This window comes from Dokdonia sp. 4H-3-7-5, assembly GCF_000212355.1.
GTDB lineage: Bacteria > Bacteroidota > Bacteroidia > Flavobacteriales > Flavobacteriaceae > Dokdonia.
Genome location: NC_015496.1, coordinates 3,248,988 through 3,265,980, shown reverse-complemented (window position 1 = coordinate 3,265,980; position 16,993 = coordinate 3,248,988). Strand labels below are relative to the sequence as shown.

General features: G+C 37.9%; 22 protein-coding genes. 10 read left to right on the top strand and 12 right to left on the bottom strand.

Annotated features, from left to right (window positions below):
- Positions 1-45 precede the first annotated feature (45 nt).
- The 5 genes from KRODI_RS15190 to KRODI_RS14435 form a co-directional block, all read right to left on the bottom strand.
- The gene (locus KRODI_RS15190; RefSeq protein WP_013752367.1) at positions 46-1,326 is read right to left on the bottom strand and encodes a hypothetical protein; all 1,281 of its coding nucleotides are present in this window, start codon (positions 1,324-1,326) and stop codon (positions 46-48) included.
- A gap of 169 nt (positions 1,327-1,495) precedes the next feature.
- Positions 1,496-2,008: a retropepsin-like aspartic protease gene (locus KRODI_RS14450; RefSeq protein ID WP_013752366.1), complete on the bottom strand. Its 513-nt coding sequence runs from the start codon at positions 2,006-2,008 to the stop codon at positions 1,496-1,498.
- Positions 2,001-2,534, bottom strand: coding sequence for a hypothetical protein (locus KRODI_RS14445; RefSeq protein ID WP_013752365.1), 534 nt, complete (start codon positions 2,532-2,534; stop codon positions 2,001-2,003). The genes KRODI_RS14450 and KRODI_RS14445 overlap by 8 nt, the downstream gene beginning before the upstream one ends.
- A gap of 66 nt (positions 2,535-2,600) precedes the next feature.
- Entirely contained in the window at positions 2,601-3,116 is a 516-nt protein-coding gene (locus tag KRODI_RS14440; RefSeq protein ID WP_013752364.1) for a hypothetical protein, read from the bottom strand.
- A 258-nt stretch (positions 3,117-3,374) separates the two neighbouring features.
- On the bottom strand, positions 3,375-3,926 hold the full coding sequence (locus KRODI_RS14435; protein ID WP_041295961.1) for a GNAT family N-acetyltransferase: 552 nt from the start codon (positions 3,924-3,926) through the stop codon (positions 3,375-3,377).
- Between the two features lie 199 nt (positions 3,927-4,125).
- On the opposite strand from KRODI_RS14435, the gene KRODI_RS14430 reads away from it, so the two are divergent.
- From KRODI_RS14430 to KRODI_RS14420, 3 genes are all read left to right on the top strand, one after another.
- On the top strand, positions 4,126-4,791 hold the full coding sequence (locus tag KRODI_RS14430; RefSeq protein WP_013752362.1) for a Crp/Fnr family transcriptional regulator: 666 nt from the start codon (positions 4,126-4,128) through the stop codon (positions 4,789-4,791).
- Between the two features lie 83 nt (positions 4,792-4,874).
- A complete protein-coding gene (locus KRODI_RS14425) occupies positions 4,875-5,951 on the top strand; it encodes a hypothetical protein (protein ID WP_013752361.1) in 1,077 nt (358 codons plus the stop codon).
- Between the two features lie 66 nt (positions 5,952-6,017).
- Positions 6,018-6,590, top strand: coding sequence for a TlpA family protein disulfide reductase (locus tag KRODI_RS14420; protein ID WP_041295960.1), 573 nt, complete (start codon positions 6,018-6,020; stop codon positions 6,588-6,590).
- 184 nt (positions 6,591-6,774) lie between these two features.
- Here the strand turns inward: KRODI_RS14420 and KRODI_RS14415 are convergent, their stop codons facing one another.
- The 5 genes from KRODI_RS14415 to KRODI_RS15545 form a co-directional block, all read right to left on the bottom strand.
- Entirely contained in the window at positions 6,775-7,050 is a 276-nt protein-coding gene (locus KRODI_RS14415; protein WP_041295731.1) for a hypothetical protein, read from the bottom strand.
- A gap of 37 nt (positions 7,051-7,087) precedes the next feature.
- Positions 7,088-7,669 (bottom strand): tRNA-(ms[2]io[6]A)-hydroxylase, encoded by a 582-nt coding sequence (locus tag KRODI_RS14410; RefSeq protein ID WP_041295959.1) that lies wholly within the window; start codon positions 7,667-7,669, stop codon positions 7,088-7,090.
- Between the two features lie 35 nt (positions 7,670-7,704).
- Positions 7,705-9,609, bottom strand: a complete 1,905-nt coding sequence (locus KRODI_RS14405; RefSeq protein WP_013752358.1) for a DNA polymerase III subunit gamma/tau — start codon at positions 9,607-9,609, stop codon at positions 7,705-7,707.
- A 58-nt stretch (positions 9,610-9,667) separates the two neighbouring features.
- Positions 9,668-9,841 (bottom strand): hypothetical protein, encoded by a 174-nt coding sequence (locus KRODI_RS15630; protein WP_158307017.1) that lies wholly within the window; start codon positions 9,839-9,841, stop codon positions 9,668-9,670.
- 82 nt (positions 9,842-9,923) lie between these two features.
- On the bottom strand, positions 9,924-10,088 hold the full coding sequence (locus tag KRODI_RS15545) for a Lacal_2735 family protein (protein WP_013752357.1): 165 nt from the start codon (positions 10,086-10,088) through the stop codon (positions 9,924-9,926).
- A gap of 162 nt (positions 10,089-10,250) precedes the next feature.
- On the opposite strand from KRODI_RS15545, the gene KRODI_RS14395 reads away from it, so the two are divergent.
- From KRODI_RS14395 to KRODI_RS14375, 5 genes are read left to right on the top strand one after another with little or no spacing between them, the layout of a single operon-like run.
- Positions 10,251-10,535 carry a 2TM domain-containing protein gene (locus KRODI_RS14395; RefSeq protein WP_148236011.1) on the top strand — a complete coding sequence of 95 codons (285 nt, stop codon included), beginning with the start codon at positions 10,251-10,253 and terminating at the stop codon, positions 10,533-10,535.
- Positions 10,536-10,541: 6 nt separating this feature from the next.
- Positions 10,542-10,853 carry a 2TM domain-containing protein gene (locus tag KRODI_RS14390; RefSeq protein ID WP_013752355.1) on the top strand — a complete coding sequence of 104 codons (312 nt, stop codon included), beginning with the start codon at positions 10,542-10,544 and terminating at the stop codon, positions 10,851-10,853.
- The gene (locus KRODI_RS14385; protein WP_013752354.1) at positions 10,853-11,197 is read left to right on the top strand and encodes a 2TM domain-containing protein; all 345 of its coding nucleotides are present in this window, start codon (positions 10,853-10,855) and stop codon (positions 11,195-11,197) included. Before KRODI_RS14390 ends, KRODI_RS14385 begins: the two co-directional genes overlap by 1 nt.
- Positions 11,194-12,330, top strand: a complete 1,137-nt coding sequence (locus tag KRODI_RS14380; RefSeq protein ID WP_013752353.1) for an amidohydrolase family protein — start codon at positions 11,194-11,196, stop codon at positions 12,328-12,330. The genes KRODI_RS14385 and KRODI_RS14380 overlap by 4 nt, the downstream gene beginning before the upstream one ends.
- 49 nt (positions 12,331-12,379) lie before the next feature.
- The gene (locus tag KRODI_RS14375; protein WP_013752352.1) at positions 12,380-13,138 is read left to right on the top strand and encodes a LytR/AlgR family response regulator transcription factor; all 759 of its coding nucleotides are present in this window, start codon (positions 12,380-12,382) and stop codon (positions 13,136-13,138) included.
- Here the strand turns inward: KRODI_RS14375 and KRODI_RS14370 are convergent.
- Complete coding sequence (locus KRODI_RS14370; RefSeq protein ID WP_013752351.1) at positions 13,135-14,328, bottom strand: LETM1-related biofilm-associated protein; 1,194 nt, start codon at positions 14,326-14,328, stop codon at positions 13,135-13,137. The genes KRODI_RS14375 and KRODI_RS14370 overlap by 4 nt on opposite strands.
- 58 nt (positions 14,329-14,386) lie before the next feature.
- A complete protein-coding gene (gene pepT / locus KRODI_RS14365; protein WP_013752350.1) occupies positions 14,387-15,628 on the bottom strand; it encodes a peptidase T in 1,242 nt (413 codons plus the stop codon).
- 107 nt (positions 15,629-15,735) lie between these two features.
- On the opposite strand from pepT, the gene KRODI_RS14360 reads away from it, so the two are divergent.
- Positions 15,736-16,770: a quinone-dependent dihydroorotate dehydrogenase gene (locus tag KRODI_RS14360; RefSeq protein ID WP_041295730.1), complete on the top strand. Its 1,035-nt coding sequence runs from the start codon at positions 15,736-15,738 to the stop codon at positions 16,768-16,770.
- A gap of 44 nt (positions 16,771-16,814) precedes the next feature.
- Positions 16,815-16,976 carry a hypothetical protein gene (locus KRODI_RS15625; RefSeq protein ID WP_013752348.1) on the top strand — a complete coding sequence of 54 codons (162 nt, stop codon included), beginning with the start codon at positions 16,815-16,817 and terminating at the stop codon, positions 16,974-16,976.
- Positions 16,977-16,993 lie beyond the last annotated feature (17 nt).

Sequence of the window (16,993 nt, the reverse complement as noted above, 5' to 3'; positions counted from 1 at the left end):
AAAGACTCGCGCTATGTTAATATTCGGTGTCAGCAATAGTATTTGTTAAAAGTTATGATATTTTGAATAGTCAAATGTTGGATGTTTTCGGTCTAGGATTTCTTTTATTATTCTACTATCACGAGACGTTGCATTTCTTTTATGAATTTGATAATTGTTGTTTATAGCCTCTACAATTGAAACCAACTGTTCATTTGTAAAATCGTCTAAATATGTTTCAATTCCATACCAGAAATTATTGTCAGAATTATCAAACGATTTACTTTTAGAAAAAATAACGATACATAAATCTAAAAATTCTTTTTTCAAATTATAATCTTTTGCCAAATCTTCAACCATTTTTAAATAATTATGATTAATTATAAATGACGAAGCTTCTTTATATTGGTTGGTAACATCAAGAATGTATTCCGAAAATGAGTCATAAGTAAACCAGCTTAATAATATAAAATCAAACGAGTTTTTGATTTCAAATTCTACAAATGCTTGATTTAGATCACTTAATGATTTATAAATTTTAGGAAATTTAAAGAGCAATTTAATTAAGTATTCGGTAGGCTCTCCTCTTAAAATATTGTCATAATGACTTTCTTCATTTTTTATAGCTCTAATAATTTCAATAATATTAATAGATATAATTATTTCAAGTGTTCTAAAATTAATTTCTCGATTATTTTTACAATCATCATTGTCAGTTTTGAAAACGAACTTCCAAAGCTTTTTAAATATGTCGTTCAGTGATTCCTGTCTTAAATTTTTGAAATATTTAGCTTTTAAGAACCTTTCTAACTCCTTATTATCTGAAAATCGGTATTGATTTTCTGCTATGTCAACGATTAACTCGTTAAATATTTTTTTAGATAGAATAGGTGGTTTTATTAAAACACCTTCTAACATATTTCGAATGTGAGATTTTACATTGTCTTTACTAGGTTTGAATAGAATTGATGTCTGTTTTAATACTGGATGGGCAGATAGATGTCTATGTTTTTGTAATTGATTTATATTTTCAATATCTGAAAATTCAAGCATTGAGGTTCTTTGACCTATTAAATCAACTAGTTTATTCTCCCAATCTGATGATTTTGGGTTTTCTATTTGAATTTTTTCAATTTCAAGAAGGATTTTTTTGGCCACAACGTCAGCATAAACATCTCTTAAATCTTCAAGTTTAAAAACAAGATCACAAATAACAACAGAATAAAGCATCACAACAGAAGACCTATAACAATCAGTGTAAAAAGTTTGTATTACTTCTTCAAAGTATTCTTTAGTTTTTGAATGAAATATCTGTTCTTTTAAATTTTCAATAGCATAATTTATCATTAATATATTTCTTTTGTTAATATTATTGTCAACGATTTTTTATATGTCTAGTAGATCGTAGATTAGCTATTTAAATTCAGATGAAACCAAAGCCCAATTTTTAAATTTTACTATTGAATAAGCTATTTTTATCGGAGAATCGCTCTGTTTTAAACAAGCTTTGAAATAATTACTCGACTAGTGTTAACTCATTTAAGTTTTTATTTACAGACCATCTTTTGTATTTATCCAATACATTTTTCCCTAATAAATTATCAGTCTCATTAGGCATTATTCCAAAAATCACGTTTTGTATAATGTGATTTCCAATTTTCATTGTTTTGATATTTATTCTGTCACAATAAACCTGCGAACCATCGGCTAATATGTAATAGCTCTTTTCTAGATGTGTGATGTTATCATTTGATACTCTTTGTATTTGAGCCATTATGTTATTAGAAATTATTGATTCGCTAGCTCCTGTATCTAAAATGAAATCAATATCAATTTCATTGATCTCAGCGTCTAAATGATACGATCCTAGATAATTTGATAAAGGAATCATTATATGTTCATTATTTGCCTCAATCTCTTTATTAACAACGACTGCGCTTAAGCTTAATGATAAAGTGAAAAAAATGATAATTATGGATAGCCATTTAAAAAAATATCCAGGCTTTCTATTTTTCTTTAAATCAGCCATTATGGTTTGGAATTTTTGTTACAATTTGTTTTATAAAATCATCATACCATATAGAATCCATTTTACCATTTAAAAACTTAAATAAAGGTTTGTAAATTCCAAAAAGCCATAGTAGAATAGCAAAGCAAAACTTTAAATATATCAAAGCGAAAGCAAATGCGATTGGTCTCAATAAAAATTTGATTATGAAAATATGAATTCCCAATTTCTCACATTTTGTATTCATACTTCTAATATTAAATAGCACTTTGAAAATTGTGCCATCAAAATAATATTCTATAGAAATAAAAACGATAGAATAAAAAGCAATAGTTATGTAGGTAATACTGTCTGGAATTTCTGGCGTAAAAATCTTTACAAAATGAATTGTTAGATATATAAAAGCGAAGAGCAAACTATAATCTAGAATGAAAATAAGTGCTCTTTTTCTAAGTTCAATCATTTCATATTGATTTACCGGTCTTTCTAAATAGTCTGAACCTTCAATATTGAAGCGTAAAAAAGGATTTTTACTTTTTATTTTCATTCTTTATGTTGTTGAAATATTTAAAACAATGAGTATTTTCAAGCAATCTAATATTTAAGACTTCTATTATAAATCTATATAAATTGAACCATTAGTATAAGATACTTCATCTCCAAAAATTGAATCGTTGCCGCATCCTCCTCCATAATTATTGGTAAAAGAAAATGTCGCAATAAATTCATCTTCATTGTTTACCGTTACATTAATCATAGGATGATCTATATTTACTCCAAAATAGTCGCATGTGTTGCTATTGGAATTTGTTCTAAGATTAAATTCTCCTATAATAGTACCATCAAAAGAATCTCCTGTGTAGCCTAATTCTACATCAAAATCAATTATTATATCTGATTGATTATTAATTCTGGCCTCTACTGTGAAATAATCTGGAAATTGATCATCGTTTGCCGTTCCTTCAAAATGCTTAACGACTGTGAAAGTATTGAAAGAATAGTCAGTTCCATTAATAGTTACTTCAATTGTACTTTCATTTGTGTTATTTAAATCACTGTCATCACTTGAACAACTTGTGAAAATTAATAAGCCAATTAAAACTAGATAAATTAAATTCAGTTTTTTCATTCTATTGATTGCGTTTGTTATTTTACAAGTTCTATACCCAAGTAATCTACCAAAACCAAAACCACAAACCAATGAATATCAGTTCATAAAAGAGCTTTAATAGATTACCATTTACTGCTGTAAATCAATATAGATTACAAGCAAACCACTAATCTACCACCTCAAATCCAAACCTCCATACGGTAAACCTCATTTTGAGCCAAATAATTTAAAATAAGTAGTTTTTCTTGCAAATAGGGAGAGAATGCGCTGTGATATTTAGAGCTTGCGGAGATCACTTTCTAAGATGGCATATTCGTAGTTATCTGCCCAGCCAGTGCTTAGTGGGAGTATCTGTCTGCATCTGCCTTCTCTGGTCATGCCTACTTTTTCTAATACTTTATAAGAACCCGTATTTTCTACTGCGCAGCCAGCAGCTACGCGGTGTAGGTGTAGGCTGTCAAAACAAAAATTGAGAATGCATTGCGTTGCTTCGGTAGCATAGCCGTTGTTCCAGTAGTCGCGGTGTATTTTATACCAGATTTCGGCTCTTTGGTATTTTGGGCTGCCTATTTTCAGTCCGTAGAGTCCTATAAATTTATGGTCTTCGCTGCGCACCATGGCAAGGGTGTGATTTGTGATGTTTTCTTGCTGGTTATCTGCTATCCAGGGTGTGATAACAGTTTTGGTTGCTTCGATGTTCTCAGGAATGCCAAGTACATTATATGCATCTGTTTCTGGTAACGAGTGCAAGTTGTGTATCACATCAAGATCTTCAATCGTGATAGGGCGTAGGGTGATCCGTTCGGTGGTGAGTGGGAAGTGATTCATGGGTATTAAAGATACTATTTCGGCAGCAGTCACGCTGTAAAAACCACCCACTAACGATATTACTTATAAAAGTATCTGGATATAATGCGAGACATTTTCGCGAAAGCGTGCTACATCAACGGTGCTATAAACGCCTACTGTCTGTAAGGTTACAGAGGAGCTGCCGACAGATGTGTAACAATTAATTCCTACACGCGCTATGTCAAAAATCTGGTTTCTTGAAGATGTAAATGTTTTTAGCGTGTTGTGTCCCCATAAAACAAGGCAGTATAGAAAGCGGCATAACTTCTCACAATACGGGAAGCAGGACTTTATTTACTTTGAGGAGGATGCGGCAAATAAGGTGTACTTGATAGAGAAGGGTAAGGTAAAGCTGGGCTACTATGCAGAGGATGGTAAGGAGGTGGTGCGGGCGATACTTACTAAGGGCGAACTCTTTGGCGAGAAGGCAATACTAGGGGAGGAGTCACGCAGTGAGTTTGCACAGTCTATAGATGCAAAAACTTCGGTATGCCCTGTGCCAGTATGCCAGATGCAGGACTTAATGCGCAATAATCACACTTTTAGTCTTAAGGTGTATAAATTTCTCGGGATACGGTTTAAAAAGCTAGAACGCCGTCTGGACTTGCTACTCTTTAAAGATGCGACCACACGTGTAAAGGAATTTATGAATGAGCTTGCCGAGGATTATGGCTACTGCTGCCCAAATACGGGAGATACCGTGATCAAACATCCCTACACTCAAAAAGATATTGCGAGTCTCATAGGCACCTCACGACCTACGCTTAATGCGATTATGAACGAGCTAAAGGCAACGCAGTTTTTAGAATTTTCTCGGAATGAAATTCGCATAAAAGTGGCATAAAATCACCAAATGTAAGCTAGCTTACATTTAAGCAATATTGATGGTTTTAGATTTACCATATAAATCAAAAAAAACTATCAATAATGAAAAAGCAACTATTAATGGGATGCTTCGCTCTAGGAGCTATCCTTGTATCGTGTGACTCTGACGACGATACCACCACAAACGCAATCACACCAGAAGCTGGCACACTAGCAGGAGGTCCTTTTACCTTTTTTGTAGATGGAGCTCCAGATATGGTAACGGGCGTGACACTCACTGGCGAACTAGCGGGAGATGTAACCACTTTTGTAGTAACAGATGACTCTAAAAACATCTTAGGAATCCCACCTACGCTGGAAGCGCTGGAGGGTGTAAACTTTGACGATGCTGGCGTAGGTGCTTGTTACATCTATCACCTAGCGTATCAAGATGGCTTGAGCGGACTAGCAACGGGTGAAAATCTTGATGACTTTGCAGGAGATTTTGAGCTCTCTAACTTTCTAGTAGTAAACCGCAACGCGGGACCACTTGCTGCCGAAATCGTAGGAGGACCTTTTGAGTTTTGTGTAGATGGTACGCCAGATATGGTGAGCGGTTTATCACTTATGGGCGATTCTGTAGGATCAGAGAGAAGCTGGGTGATTACCACAGACACTGGCGAAATTTTAGGATTACCACCTACGCTTGATGCGGTTCAAGGTGTAAACTTTGACGATGCAGGAGCAGGAATCTGCCTTATCTGGTACCTACGCTATGAGCCAGGACTAGAAGGGCTAGAAGTAGGCGCAAACGCAAATGACCTAACGGGAGTTTTTGACCTTTCTGAGCCTGTAGAAGTAGTACGTAACGAGACCATCGCTGCCGAAATTACTGGAGGTCCTTTTACCTTTACCGTAGACGGGACACCAGATATGGTAAGCGGGCTAGGTCTTACGGGAGGAAGCGTAGGAGCTTTAAATAGCTGGGTGATCACTACAGATACAGGAGAGATTCTGGGATTACCACCTACACTGGCTGCGGTAGAGGGCGTGAACTTTGACGATGCTGGAACGGGCGTTTGCCTTATCTGGTACCTGCGTTATGAGGAAGGACTTACCGGTCTTATGGTGGGTGCAAATGCAAATGACCTAAGCGGTTGTTTTGACTTATCAGAACCTGTGACGGTTACTCGTAATTAAGTATAAAAAAACGTAAGTTTAATGCGTGTGTACGACTCATCGTGCACACGCATTTTTTTATTCCCTATGGCTCAGAAAAAAAGATTTACTTGGCAAAATATACTATTCATTATTGTGATTCTCCTGCTTATTATCCCGCAGACGAGGACTCCTATCCAGGTGGCAATAAATAAGGTGAAGGTGGCGATATTTTCTCCGTCCGCTTTCGCGAAAAAGGACCAAACTCAACTCCAGTCGTTTGATTATAAAGTAAGCTCGCTTGAAGGTATCCCAGCCGAAGTAGGCGTAGGGAAGGGCAAAGTCACTTTTATAAGTTATTGGGCAACCTGGTGCCCACCGTGTATAGCCGAACTACCATCTATAGCCGAACTGTATGCAGATTATGGAGATAAGATAACGTTCTTGCTCATCACAAACGAAGATCCTGAAGTAGTCAAAAAGTTTATGACTAAAAGAAAACTAGACCTCCCAGCAGTACTACCAGCGATGGAAACACCGGAATTACTTTTTGAACGCTCGATACCTACGAGTTACATTATAGATCAAGAAGGAAATATAGTGGTAAAAGAAACAGGCGCCTCAGACTGGAATAGCGATAGTATAAGAACCATCATAGACAACCTCCTCGCCGAAGATTAATCTTCTACCCGCCAGAATATAAACGGAATTTCCATTTCCTCTGATGAGATGGTTGCCGTAAGCACATCATCAAAGTAAGAATATCTAATCACCTTAGGGAACTCATTTTCAGGATTTACAGCCGTAAATGACTTGCCATCATTCTCGGTAATCTTAAAAATCGTAGGCGTTTCATTAGGTCCACTTATCTGTAGTTGCCACTCGTTTTCCTTTGTACAAGACGTATGCGCTCGTTAAAAACAGTATCCTCATCTTCTAAGGAGTAACCGTGACCACGTAGCTCTGTAGCAGTAACAGTTTTCCAATGTTCAAAGGTCTCACTGCCGCCTTTACTATTAGTTCGCTCCCAGTCTCCTAATAAATAATCAAACGGTGTGGTAGGTTTTTGCACAGGAGCTTTCTCCTTACAAGCGATACAGCTCATTACTAGACAAGAAATGATAAGAATACGTATGCGCATATGAAGTTATTTTTATATGAGAATACTAGTCGTACTTCTATCCGTGTATGGTTTCTGTAACACTAAGATCTTTCATCACTTGCTTTTCAAAATCTAGCAGCTCTTGCCACTTCGCATCTACTTTTGCTCTGTCTCCATACTGGCGCGCAAAGTTTAAGAACATGGTGTAGTGTCCAGCCTCGCTTATCATGAGTTTGCGATAAAACTTAGCAAGTTTTTTATCTTCAAGCTCTTCAGACAATAAACGGAAACGCTCACAGCTTCTACCTTCAATAAGCGCCGCAACTAGTAATCTATTTACTAGACTCTCTACTCTTGATCCTCCTTTAGGGAAGAAGAAGCGTAGCTTATGTACGTAAGCATCCTTGCGCTCACGACCTAAGTGTAATCCTCTTTCTACCATGATATCGTGCACCATTTTAAAGTGGCTCATTTCTTCCATGGCAAGATCACTCATCGCAGTCACAAGCTCTGTGTATTCTGGAAAACCTATGATAAAGGAAATCGCACTTGAGGCAGCTTTCTGCTCACAGTAGGCGTGGTCTGTAAGTATTTCTTCTATGTTCTTTTCTACAATATTTACCCAGCGAGGATCCGTAGGTAATTTAAGGTGGAGCATCTGGATAGCTTCTTTATTTTCCATAGCGTGTTTTTTTATAGGTCGAGATCAAACGTTTTCCTGAGAATATCTAGCGCAGGATTGTGTTCTCGTAGTTTATCATATCGTTCTTGAGCAGTATAGGCATATTTGCGCTGTACTTCTTCATTTACCGTAATCCCTAAAGTAATATCATAATTGTTGAGGCTACGTTTTAAAAATTCAAGTAGCGGCCCTTGAGCGCGTTCTACCTCAATTTTCATCGTCTCGTTAGGATATTCTAGTTCAATGGTAGTCCCATTCAATGTCGGCTGATCTGCTTCTAGGTTAGAGGCAATAATACGTTCTCCCTTGGCAAGAAGGCGTTTTACATACTCTGCCCAGGCAGCTTGCATTGCAATTTCTGTAAATGGCTCCGTAGGTAGATTTTCTACATCTACTTTTTTGTTCGCTTTCTTTAGCTCTAGCTCCTTTTTACGCTGTAAACCTTTAAGTGACAATCCAGACACACGATCCTTGCGCAACGATAATTCTGGTACGCTAGGAGTTGTTGGTGAAGCTTGAGGTGTTACGGGAGCAGGTTGCTGTGTGGCTGCTGTATTTTGTACAGGAGCTGCATTTTGCGTTTGCGCTTGCGTTGCTTGTGGAGCGACTGCATTTGGTGCAACAGTATTTTCTTGTACAGGAGTTTGTGCAGGAGCAGAAACTGCTGGAGTAGGAGTACTCGTAGCTTGCGCAGCAGGTGCTGCTACTAGAGCAGCATTTGTAGCACTTGGTGCTTGTGTAGCTGCAGTATTATTTGGAGTGACTGCCGTTTGCGTTTGTGTCGCTGCGCCAGTCTGTGTATGATCTACTTTATAATAAGAAGGAGGTACTAAGAACGGACCGTCATTTTTTTTTTCTCCATCAAAAGTGATAGAGGCAAGTTGCATGAGACAAAGTTCTACTAGAAGTCGCTGGTTACGGCTGGTTCTAAATTTGAGATCACAATCATTTGCAATATTGATAGCTTCCATTAAGAAAGCCATATCGGTCTTTTGTGATTGCTCGTAGTACTTTTTCTTAGTCGTATCACCAACTTCCAGTAAATGAATCGTCGGCGGATTTTTACAAACCATCAAGTCTCTAAAGTGAGATGCAAGACCAGCTATGTAGTGATGTCCATCAAAACCACGAGATAAAATATCATTATACTGTACCAGTACTTGTGGGATATCGTTTGTAAGTAGATAATCTGTGGTGGTGAAATAAGTATCGTAGTCAAGAACGTTTAAGTTCTCTGTCACTGCTTTTCGCGAAAGCGTTTTACCACTAAAACTTACTACGCGGTCAAAAATGGATAAGGCATCACGCATCGCTCCATCTGCCTTTTGAGCAATGATATGTAGTGCTTCTTCATCTGCTTCAATACCTTCTTCTATCGCGATCTGTACAAGGTGCTTACGAGCATCTGTTACTGTAATACGCTTGAAGTCAAAAATCTGACAACGAGACAGTATCGTAGGGATGATTTTATGTTTTTCTGTAGTCGCTAGTATAAAGATAGCGTGCTTAGGAGGTTCTTCTAGTGTTTTAAGAAACGCATTAAAGGCCGCAGCAGAGAGCATGTGCACCTCATCAATAATATACACCTTGTACTTTCCTACCTGTGGTGGGATACGTACTTGATCTATAAGACTACGTATATCATCTACCGAGTTGTTTGAGGCTGCATCAAGCTCAAATACGTTAAAAGCAAAGTCCTCATCTGGACTTGTGTTCTCGTCAGTATTGATTTGCTTTGCAAGAATACGTGCACAAGACGTCTTACCCACACCACGAGGACCACAAAAAAGTAGCGCCTGAGCGAGGTGGTTATTGCGTATTGCGTTTTCTAAAGTGTTAGTAATAGCCTGTTGTCCTACAACATCTTTAAAGGTGGTGGGACGGTATTTTCGGGCAGATACTATAAAAGGTTCCATACTCACAAATATAGTGGGGTACGTATTATTATGCTAGTGAGTATGGACTCTTTATTGCTTATTTATTAACAGTAAGTGCAGAGAGCTTCTGGTCAATCACCTGCACCATTATCTGGTAGCTGTGACTAGCCATTTCATCTTTATTGCTCCATTTTTTTGCGTTGCACATGGCTTTCTTTCGATAAGACATTAATCGCCTCAATTTTGGCGATGAGTAGAATAGGGATTTCATTTTAGAGTGTTTATGTTTGCAAGTCTAAAATATAGTTTTTTTTACAAATATTTAACAATACGCTAATAATTTGCGTTAAAAATTACGAATGCTGTGATATTTGCTTTTCAATCTCTGCAGCTTCTGCATATAGACTATCACTTGCACTTCTATCACTCTTAGATAGTTGGTAGGCCTTTTCTAAAATTTTTTTGTGTTTTTCCTGAAGTTTTTCTACTTCGCTTTTCTTTTTAAATAATCCGAACATAGCTTCTTTTTTTACATAAAGATACGGTTTCTAAGAAGGGATGTCAACCAGTTTAGGAGAGTTTTACAATTCAGTAATGAATTTCTACACTTCGGTAAGTACTACTTTAAAAAAAGAAGGTTTGATATGATATTTACACCATCAAACAAAAAAACAAACATCATGAACACATCAACAGAAAACACAAAGTACGATAGAGCAAGAGCAAGAGTAAGCGAGCTTAAAGAGTTTTATACACACCTAGGTACTTACCTCATCTTTGTATGCTTCTTCTTAGTATTAAACTTTTATACTACAGGCTTTTTCTGGGCAATATTTCCTATTGCAGGTTGGGGAATCGGGATACTAAGTCATGCTGCAAAGACCTTTGGCTGGAATCCTTTCTTTTCAAAAGATTGGGAAAAACGTAATATAGATGAGTACATTCGTAAAGAAGACTTTAAATAAACTAACATGGAAACACAGAAAGAAAAGTATCAAAGAGCTACAGAACATGTGCAAAATGTTAAGAAATTTTATGGCAAGATTATTAATGCCATCATCATTTCGGCTATCGTTGCAGCTATAAATTACTATGTAAACGAGTTTCGCAATCCGTGGGTACTTTGGGTAATAGGTTTCTCTTTACTGGGTATCGTGATAGAAGCCATCAAGCTATATGGAATCAACTTTTTTTTAGGCAAGGGATGGGAGCAACGTAAGATACAAGAGCATTTAAAAAAGGAAGAAAACGAATCACAGTCTAATACACTATTCAAGAAATAATGGAATCAAATACAAGTAAATATGAACGCGCAAAAAAACGCGTAGAAGAAGAGAAAGGATTTTACAGGCATCTCACGGTTTATCTTGTGATAAACATCCTGCTGCAATTATTCTACTCGGGGATGTTCTTTAATTTCGATGTGCTGGGCAATGCACCTTGGTGGGTACGTTATACAACACCATTTTTCTGGGGATTATCGCTGCTAGTACATTGGATTTATGTTTTTAAAGGCTTCCGCTTCTTTAAAGGATTAAAGAAATGGGAAGATCGCAAGATTCAAGAATTTATGGATCAAGAGGAGGAGGAGTTTTCAAACCGCTTTCGCGAAAACAGGAACCCATGATACGTACGCTATTTGTCTTATTATTCCTGGGCTTCTACTCAGCGAGCGGGCAACAAAGCTTTGTAGTAGAACATGTAACCGTATTTAACGGCACCGAAATTCTAGCAAATCAATTTGTAAAAGTAGACAACGGAATCATCAGCGAGGTGTCTTCAAATCCACTTACTGCACAGACTACCATAGACGGCACTGGGAGGTTCTTAATGCCAGCTCTTACTAATGCTCATGTTCATACATGGGCCGCTCCACAACTACAAGAAGCAGCACAAGCAGGTGTTCTCAATTTGCTAGACATGCACGGCATGGAACCCATGCAAGAGACAATGATTAGTCTACGTGATACTCCTGGGAATGCTAGATTGTATCGCGCAGGATATGCAGCTACCACAGAAGGCGGTCACGGGACACAATACGGTTTTCCTATTCCTACACTTTCTAAGCCAGAAGATGCTGCGCAATGGGTAGCAGATCGTGTAGCCGCTGGAGTTGATTACATAAAGATTATTGTCGAACCTTGGAAAGCTACACTTGATAAAGCAACCGTAGCGGCTATTATTAAAGAAGCTCATAAAGCAGATAAAATTGCGGTTGTACATGTGTCACGAGCGCAAGATGCTTTTGATGCACTCTCAAGCGGTGCAGATGGTCTCGTGCATATTTATAATGATGAGCCTCTTACAGCAGCACAGCTCGATCAACTTAATGAAGATGCAAACTTCTTTGTAATACCTACCATACTTACCACAGTATTGATTCAGCCATTGTACTACAACAAAACAGCCGAAGAAACTGCCGAAATAGAAGCGCGTCTCCTCAAGGAAGTTAAGCGTTTATATGATGCAGGTATTCCAATTCTAGCAGGTACAGATCCACCAAATGCCAATATTAATATAGGTAGCGATTTGTATAAGGAATTGGCTTTTTTCGCGAAAGCGGGATTACCCATAGAAGCAGTGCTCGCGAGTGCCACCTCATTACCAGCAGATAAGTTTTCTCTAAATAACGTAGGTTATATAAAAGAAGGCTTTAAAGCAGATATGTTATTGCTCGATAAATCTCCTGTTGAAGGTGTATTAAACATGAACTCGATAGTGAAAATCTGGAAAGAGGGCGTACTTATCACACAAGAATAAAGAATTAGTATTTTTACGTACATCAACAAAACCATCAAATAGCCAATCCATGAACGTACTCATTATAGAAGACGAAAAACCATCTGCAAGACGCCTTAACAGAATGCTTGCCGAAGTAGGAGTTACTGTAAATGAAATGCTGCATTCTGTAGAGGAAGCTGTGGCTTGGTTTAAAACGAATACGCACCCAGATTTGATTTTTCTAGACATCCAACTTTCAGATGGATTGTCTTTTGAGATTTTTGATCAAGTAGAGGTGAAGAGTGCTATTATTTTTACAACGGCTTTTGATGAATATGCGCTACAAGCTTTTAAACTTAATAGCGTAGATTATTTATTAAAACCTATAGACGACGAAGATCTTGAAAAAGCAGTAAACAAGTATAAAGAGCGCATGCCTAAGGCGCAAGATGTGTCACTTAACTTTGAAGACATCCGTAAGTTACTAGGCGCAACAGCAGTAGAACGTGAGTATAAAAAGCGTTTTACAACTAAAATAGGGCAGCATATAAAAATGATTCCTATAGATGAGATTGAGTGTTTTTATAGTGAAAACAAAGGAACATATGCTGGTACTATAGATGGTCGCAACTATTTGCTGGATACGACACTTGAGTTGCTAGAAAATGATCTAGAGCCTGAAACCTTCTTCCGCGTAAGCAGGAAATTCTATGTCAATATCAATGCGATAGCAGATATCATAGCATACACTAACTCAAGATTAAAAATAAAGTTGAACACCTGGAGCGAGCAAGAGATTATTGTGAGCAGGGAGCGTGTAAAAGACTTTAAAACGTGGATTGCTTAATCCTCCAGATTTTCATTAAAAGCACTAGGGAGCATTGTTGGGATTAACCGTACTAGAATAGGTAGTAATAATCCGCCTCCTGGAAGTAAGAATACTGCCAATGATGGTATGCTCTTGCAAATGTCAAGTAGCTGTTTTTTTACCACTTTGCGCTCTTCTTTAGATAAATCTCGCGTAGTAGACTGGCCTAGTAAAATCACTAAGTCACGGCTCTCTCTTATTTCTCTCACAAGGCGATTGCTATTGCGTGATATAAGATTACCCACAGAAGAAGTCGTCTGACTATAAAAATGCTTTATAGGATTACTGTATTTAAGATATGATATCTCTGTGCCGTGTTCCGTCAGGAATGTTTTTACAGCAAGCACAGCATCTAGGTAGCCTTTTTCATCAAGACCCATTATCGTACAGAACTGCATGATAAATTCGCGTTCGTGCTTATCGATTTTCTCGTCATCCCATAGTGATAGACTACATAAATCCAGAAGGTATTGTTGCTCCAGAGGTTCTGTGATAATCCCGAGATTAATCTCAGAGACCTTGGTATGCGTGTGCTTTATGAGTTCGTTATAGCGTACAGAGCTTTCAAATAGTTTTATCAGGAGCTTGTTATATTCATCTTTACTTTCTTTTTGTTGCAATGCCAGCCATATAGATTCTGTAAGAACAGCCTCTAGATTTTTTGCATACTCGTAGGGATCAGCTTGGGTAATGAGGTAGTGATCAAAACTTAGAATATCTATAAACACTAAAGCATTAGTGATAAGATGACTAAAACTCTTCTGCAAGGCGGACTCATTAGTCTGCACTCGCTGATGGATAATCTTTTCCACCTTAGCAGCCGCAGATTCATTACCTAAAGGGATTTTAATAAAGTACTGTTCCTTTTTATCTAGCTGCCTGTAAAATGAAACGATAGCTTCTAGGCAATCTTCTTGCCTAGCATTTGCAATCGTATCGTAATACGTAAAAGCAAGTGCGTCAAAGAGGTTAATCTTTGTTTTCTCCTGTACCGTCCACTTAAGTTGTGAGGATTCACTATCCAGCAAGGTGTCTAGAGAGTGTCCATAGATAAAACCCTTGGCTCGTAGCGAATCATAAAATGCACGCTCATCCATAGGGTTCTTAACTAGATAGTCAAGAAGCTTTGGGAAGTGTTTATTTATCCAGCCAGTGGCAGAAGGATTCATAAGTGAGCTAATTTATAAAACGATAGTTATTTGAAATTCGCTAATTGCGATCGTTGTCTTAAGCGTTCTTTTGTGCTGTGATTTCTGTAATTCTTACAATGACCTCAACGGCTTTCATCATACTCTCTACAGGTACATATTCATATCGCCCATGGAAGTTATGACCACCTGCAAAAATGTTAGGACACGGTAATCCCATAAACGAGAGTTGTGATCCATCTGTACCACCACGTATAGGTTTGATAAGTGGTTCTATGTCTAGCGATTTCATTGCTTCCTCTGCAATATCCACAATGTGCATCACAGGTTCCACTTTCTCACGCATATTAAAGTATTGATCTTTGATCTCTACAGTCACTACTTCTTTTTCTAGCTGTGCATTAAGCTCATCTGCAAGTTGAATCATCATTTCTTTACGAGCTTCAAAGTGTCCTTTGTCGTGATCTCTTATGATATATTCTAGCGTTGTATTATCTACGCTGCCCGTAATATCATGTAGGTGAAAGAATCCCTCACGATCAGAAGTATGTTCTGGAGTTTCTAGTCTTGGTAAGCTATTGATGTAGTCTGTAGCGATGTACATACTATTTACCATTTTGCCTTTTGCGTAGCCTGGGTGTACTATTTTACCTTCTATGGTAACCACCGCTCCAGCAGCATTAAAGTTTTCATATTCTAGTTCGCCTATCTGGCTTCCATCCATCGTATATGCCCATTCGGCACCAAATTTTTCTACATCAAATTTATGAGCACCACGACCTATTTCCTCATCTGGCGTAAAGCCTACACGTATTTTACCGTGTTTTACTTGAGGATTTTCAAGCAAGTATTTCATTGCTTCCATAATCTCAGTAATACCCGCTTTATCATCTGCACCTAGTAGCGTAGTGCCATCTGTAGTTACAATAGTTTGCCCTTTGTATTGCTTTAAATCATCAAAGTATTCTGGCGATAACACGATATTCTGTTCCTTATTAAGAACAAGATCTCCACCGTCATAATTCTCCCAAATCTGTGGTTTTACATCCTTCCCTGTAAAATCTGAAGTTGTATCAAAGTGTGAGATAAAACCAATAACCGGCACATCGTGATCTACATTGCTAGGTAGTGATGCCATTACGTACGCATGCTCATCTATACTCACCTCACTCATTCCCATAGCTTCGAGTTCATCTCTAAGCTGTCTTGCAAGATCCCACTGGCAAGTAGTACTTGGCGTAGTGTCGCTGTTTGGGTCACTTTCGGTATAGGTGGTTACGTAGCTTATAAATCTCTTAAGAAGTGCGTCTTTATCAATCATAATGGGTGGTTGTGAGTACGCTTTCGCGAAAGCGTAAAAATCATCATTCAGTTCTGCTTCAAAAATACCTCTTTTTGGACTATTTTTGCACCACAGAAACCACCGAAATGTACAAACTCCTCATACGCCCAATTCTCTTTTCCTTTGATCCAGAAAAAGTGCATTATTTTACCTTTAGATGGATAAAGCGATTGCACAAATTAGGACTCTCAGGACTTCTTAATCGTATGGGTAAGGTGGAAGACAAGCGACTAGAACGCAAAGTACTGGGGCTTACCTTTAAAAACCCCGTAGGACTAGCGGCAGGTTTTGATAAAGATGCAAAGCTTTTTAATGAACTAGGAGATTTAGGATTTGGTTTTATTGAGATAGGTACTGTTACTCCAAAGGCACAAGCAGGAAACCCAAAGCAGCGTCTGTTTAGATTAAAAGAAGATCAAGGGCTCATAAACAGAATGGGCTTCAATAATGGAGGAGTAGCCGAAGCGGTAAATCGATTAAAATCTCGCAAGAATCATAACATTATTATAGGTGGAAATATCGGTAAAAACACCGATAGCAAGCCAGAGGATTATACAGCAGACTATCTAACGTGTTTTCACGAATTACATCCTGTAGTAGATTATTTTGTGCTCAATGTAAGTTGCCCTAATGTGTCTAGTCATGCAAAATTGAATGATAAAGATTATCTAGAAGAACTTATAGGAGCCGTACAGCAGGCAAATAAAACCTATGCGGTGCAGCGACCAATTGTTCTTAAAATAGCTCCAGATCTTAATGACCAGCAACTAGATGAAATCGTAGCGCTTGTGAAAGAAACAGGGCTAGATGGTGTGATTGCAAGTAATACCTCTGTAAATAGAGAGGGATTAATAACCACAGAAGCCCGGCTAGCAGAAATAGGCAACGGCGGACTAAGCGGTAAGCCAGTAACCGATCGTTCTACACGTGTGATTAAGTACCTATCAGAGAAGAGTAGTAATTCATTTCCAATTATAGGTGTAGGAGGAATTCACTCTGCACAAGACGCTCTGGATAAACTTGAAGCAGGAGCATCCCTCGTACAACTATATACAGGGTTCGTATATGAAGGTCCAGGGTTAATTAAAGAGATAAATAACGCCATTTTAGCGAAAGGATAGTACGTTACTGCCGTCTAGTAACTACACGTTAATCAATACATACCATGAGAAATTCTCATAAACTTATTTTTGCATCAATTGCCGTCATGCTTTTTGCGATGAAACCTGATATCGCAACCTTTATCCCGCAATGGGCAAAGCTTGCTGCAGCAGGTCTTTTATTATTGCTAGGCTTTTACTCGATGTGGAAGGAACGACAGTGGTAGTGTTGTAAGCATCTTGT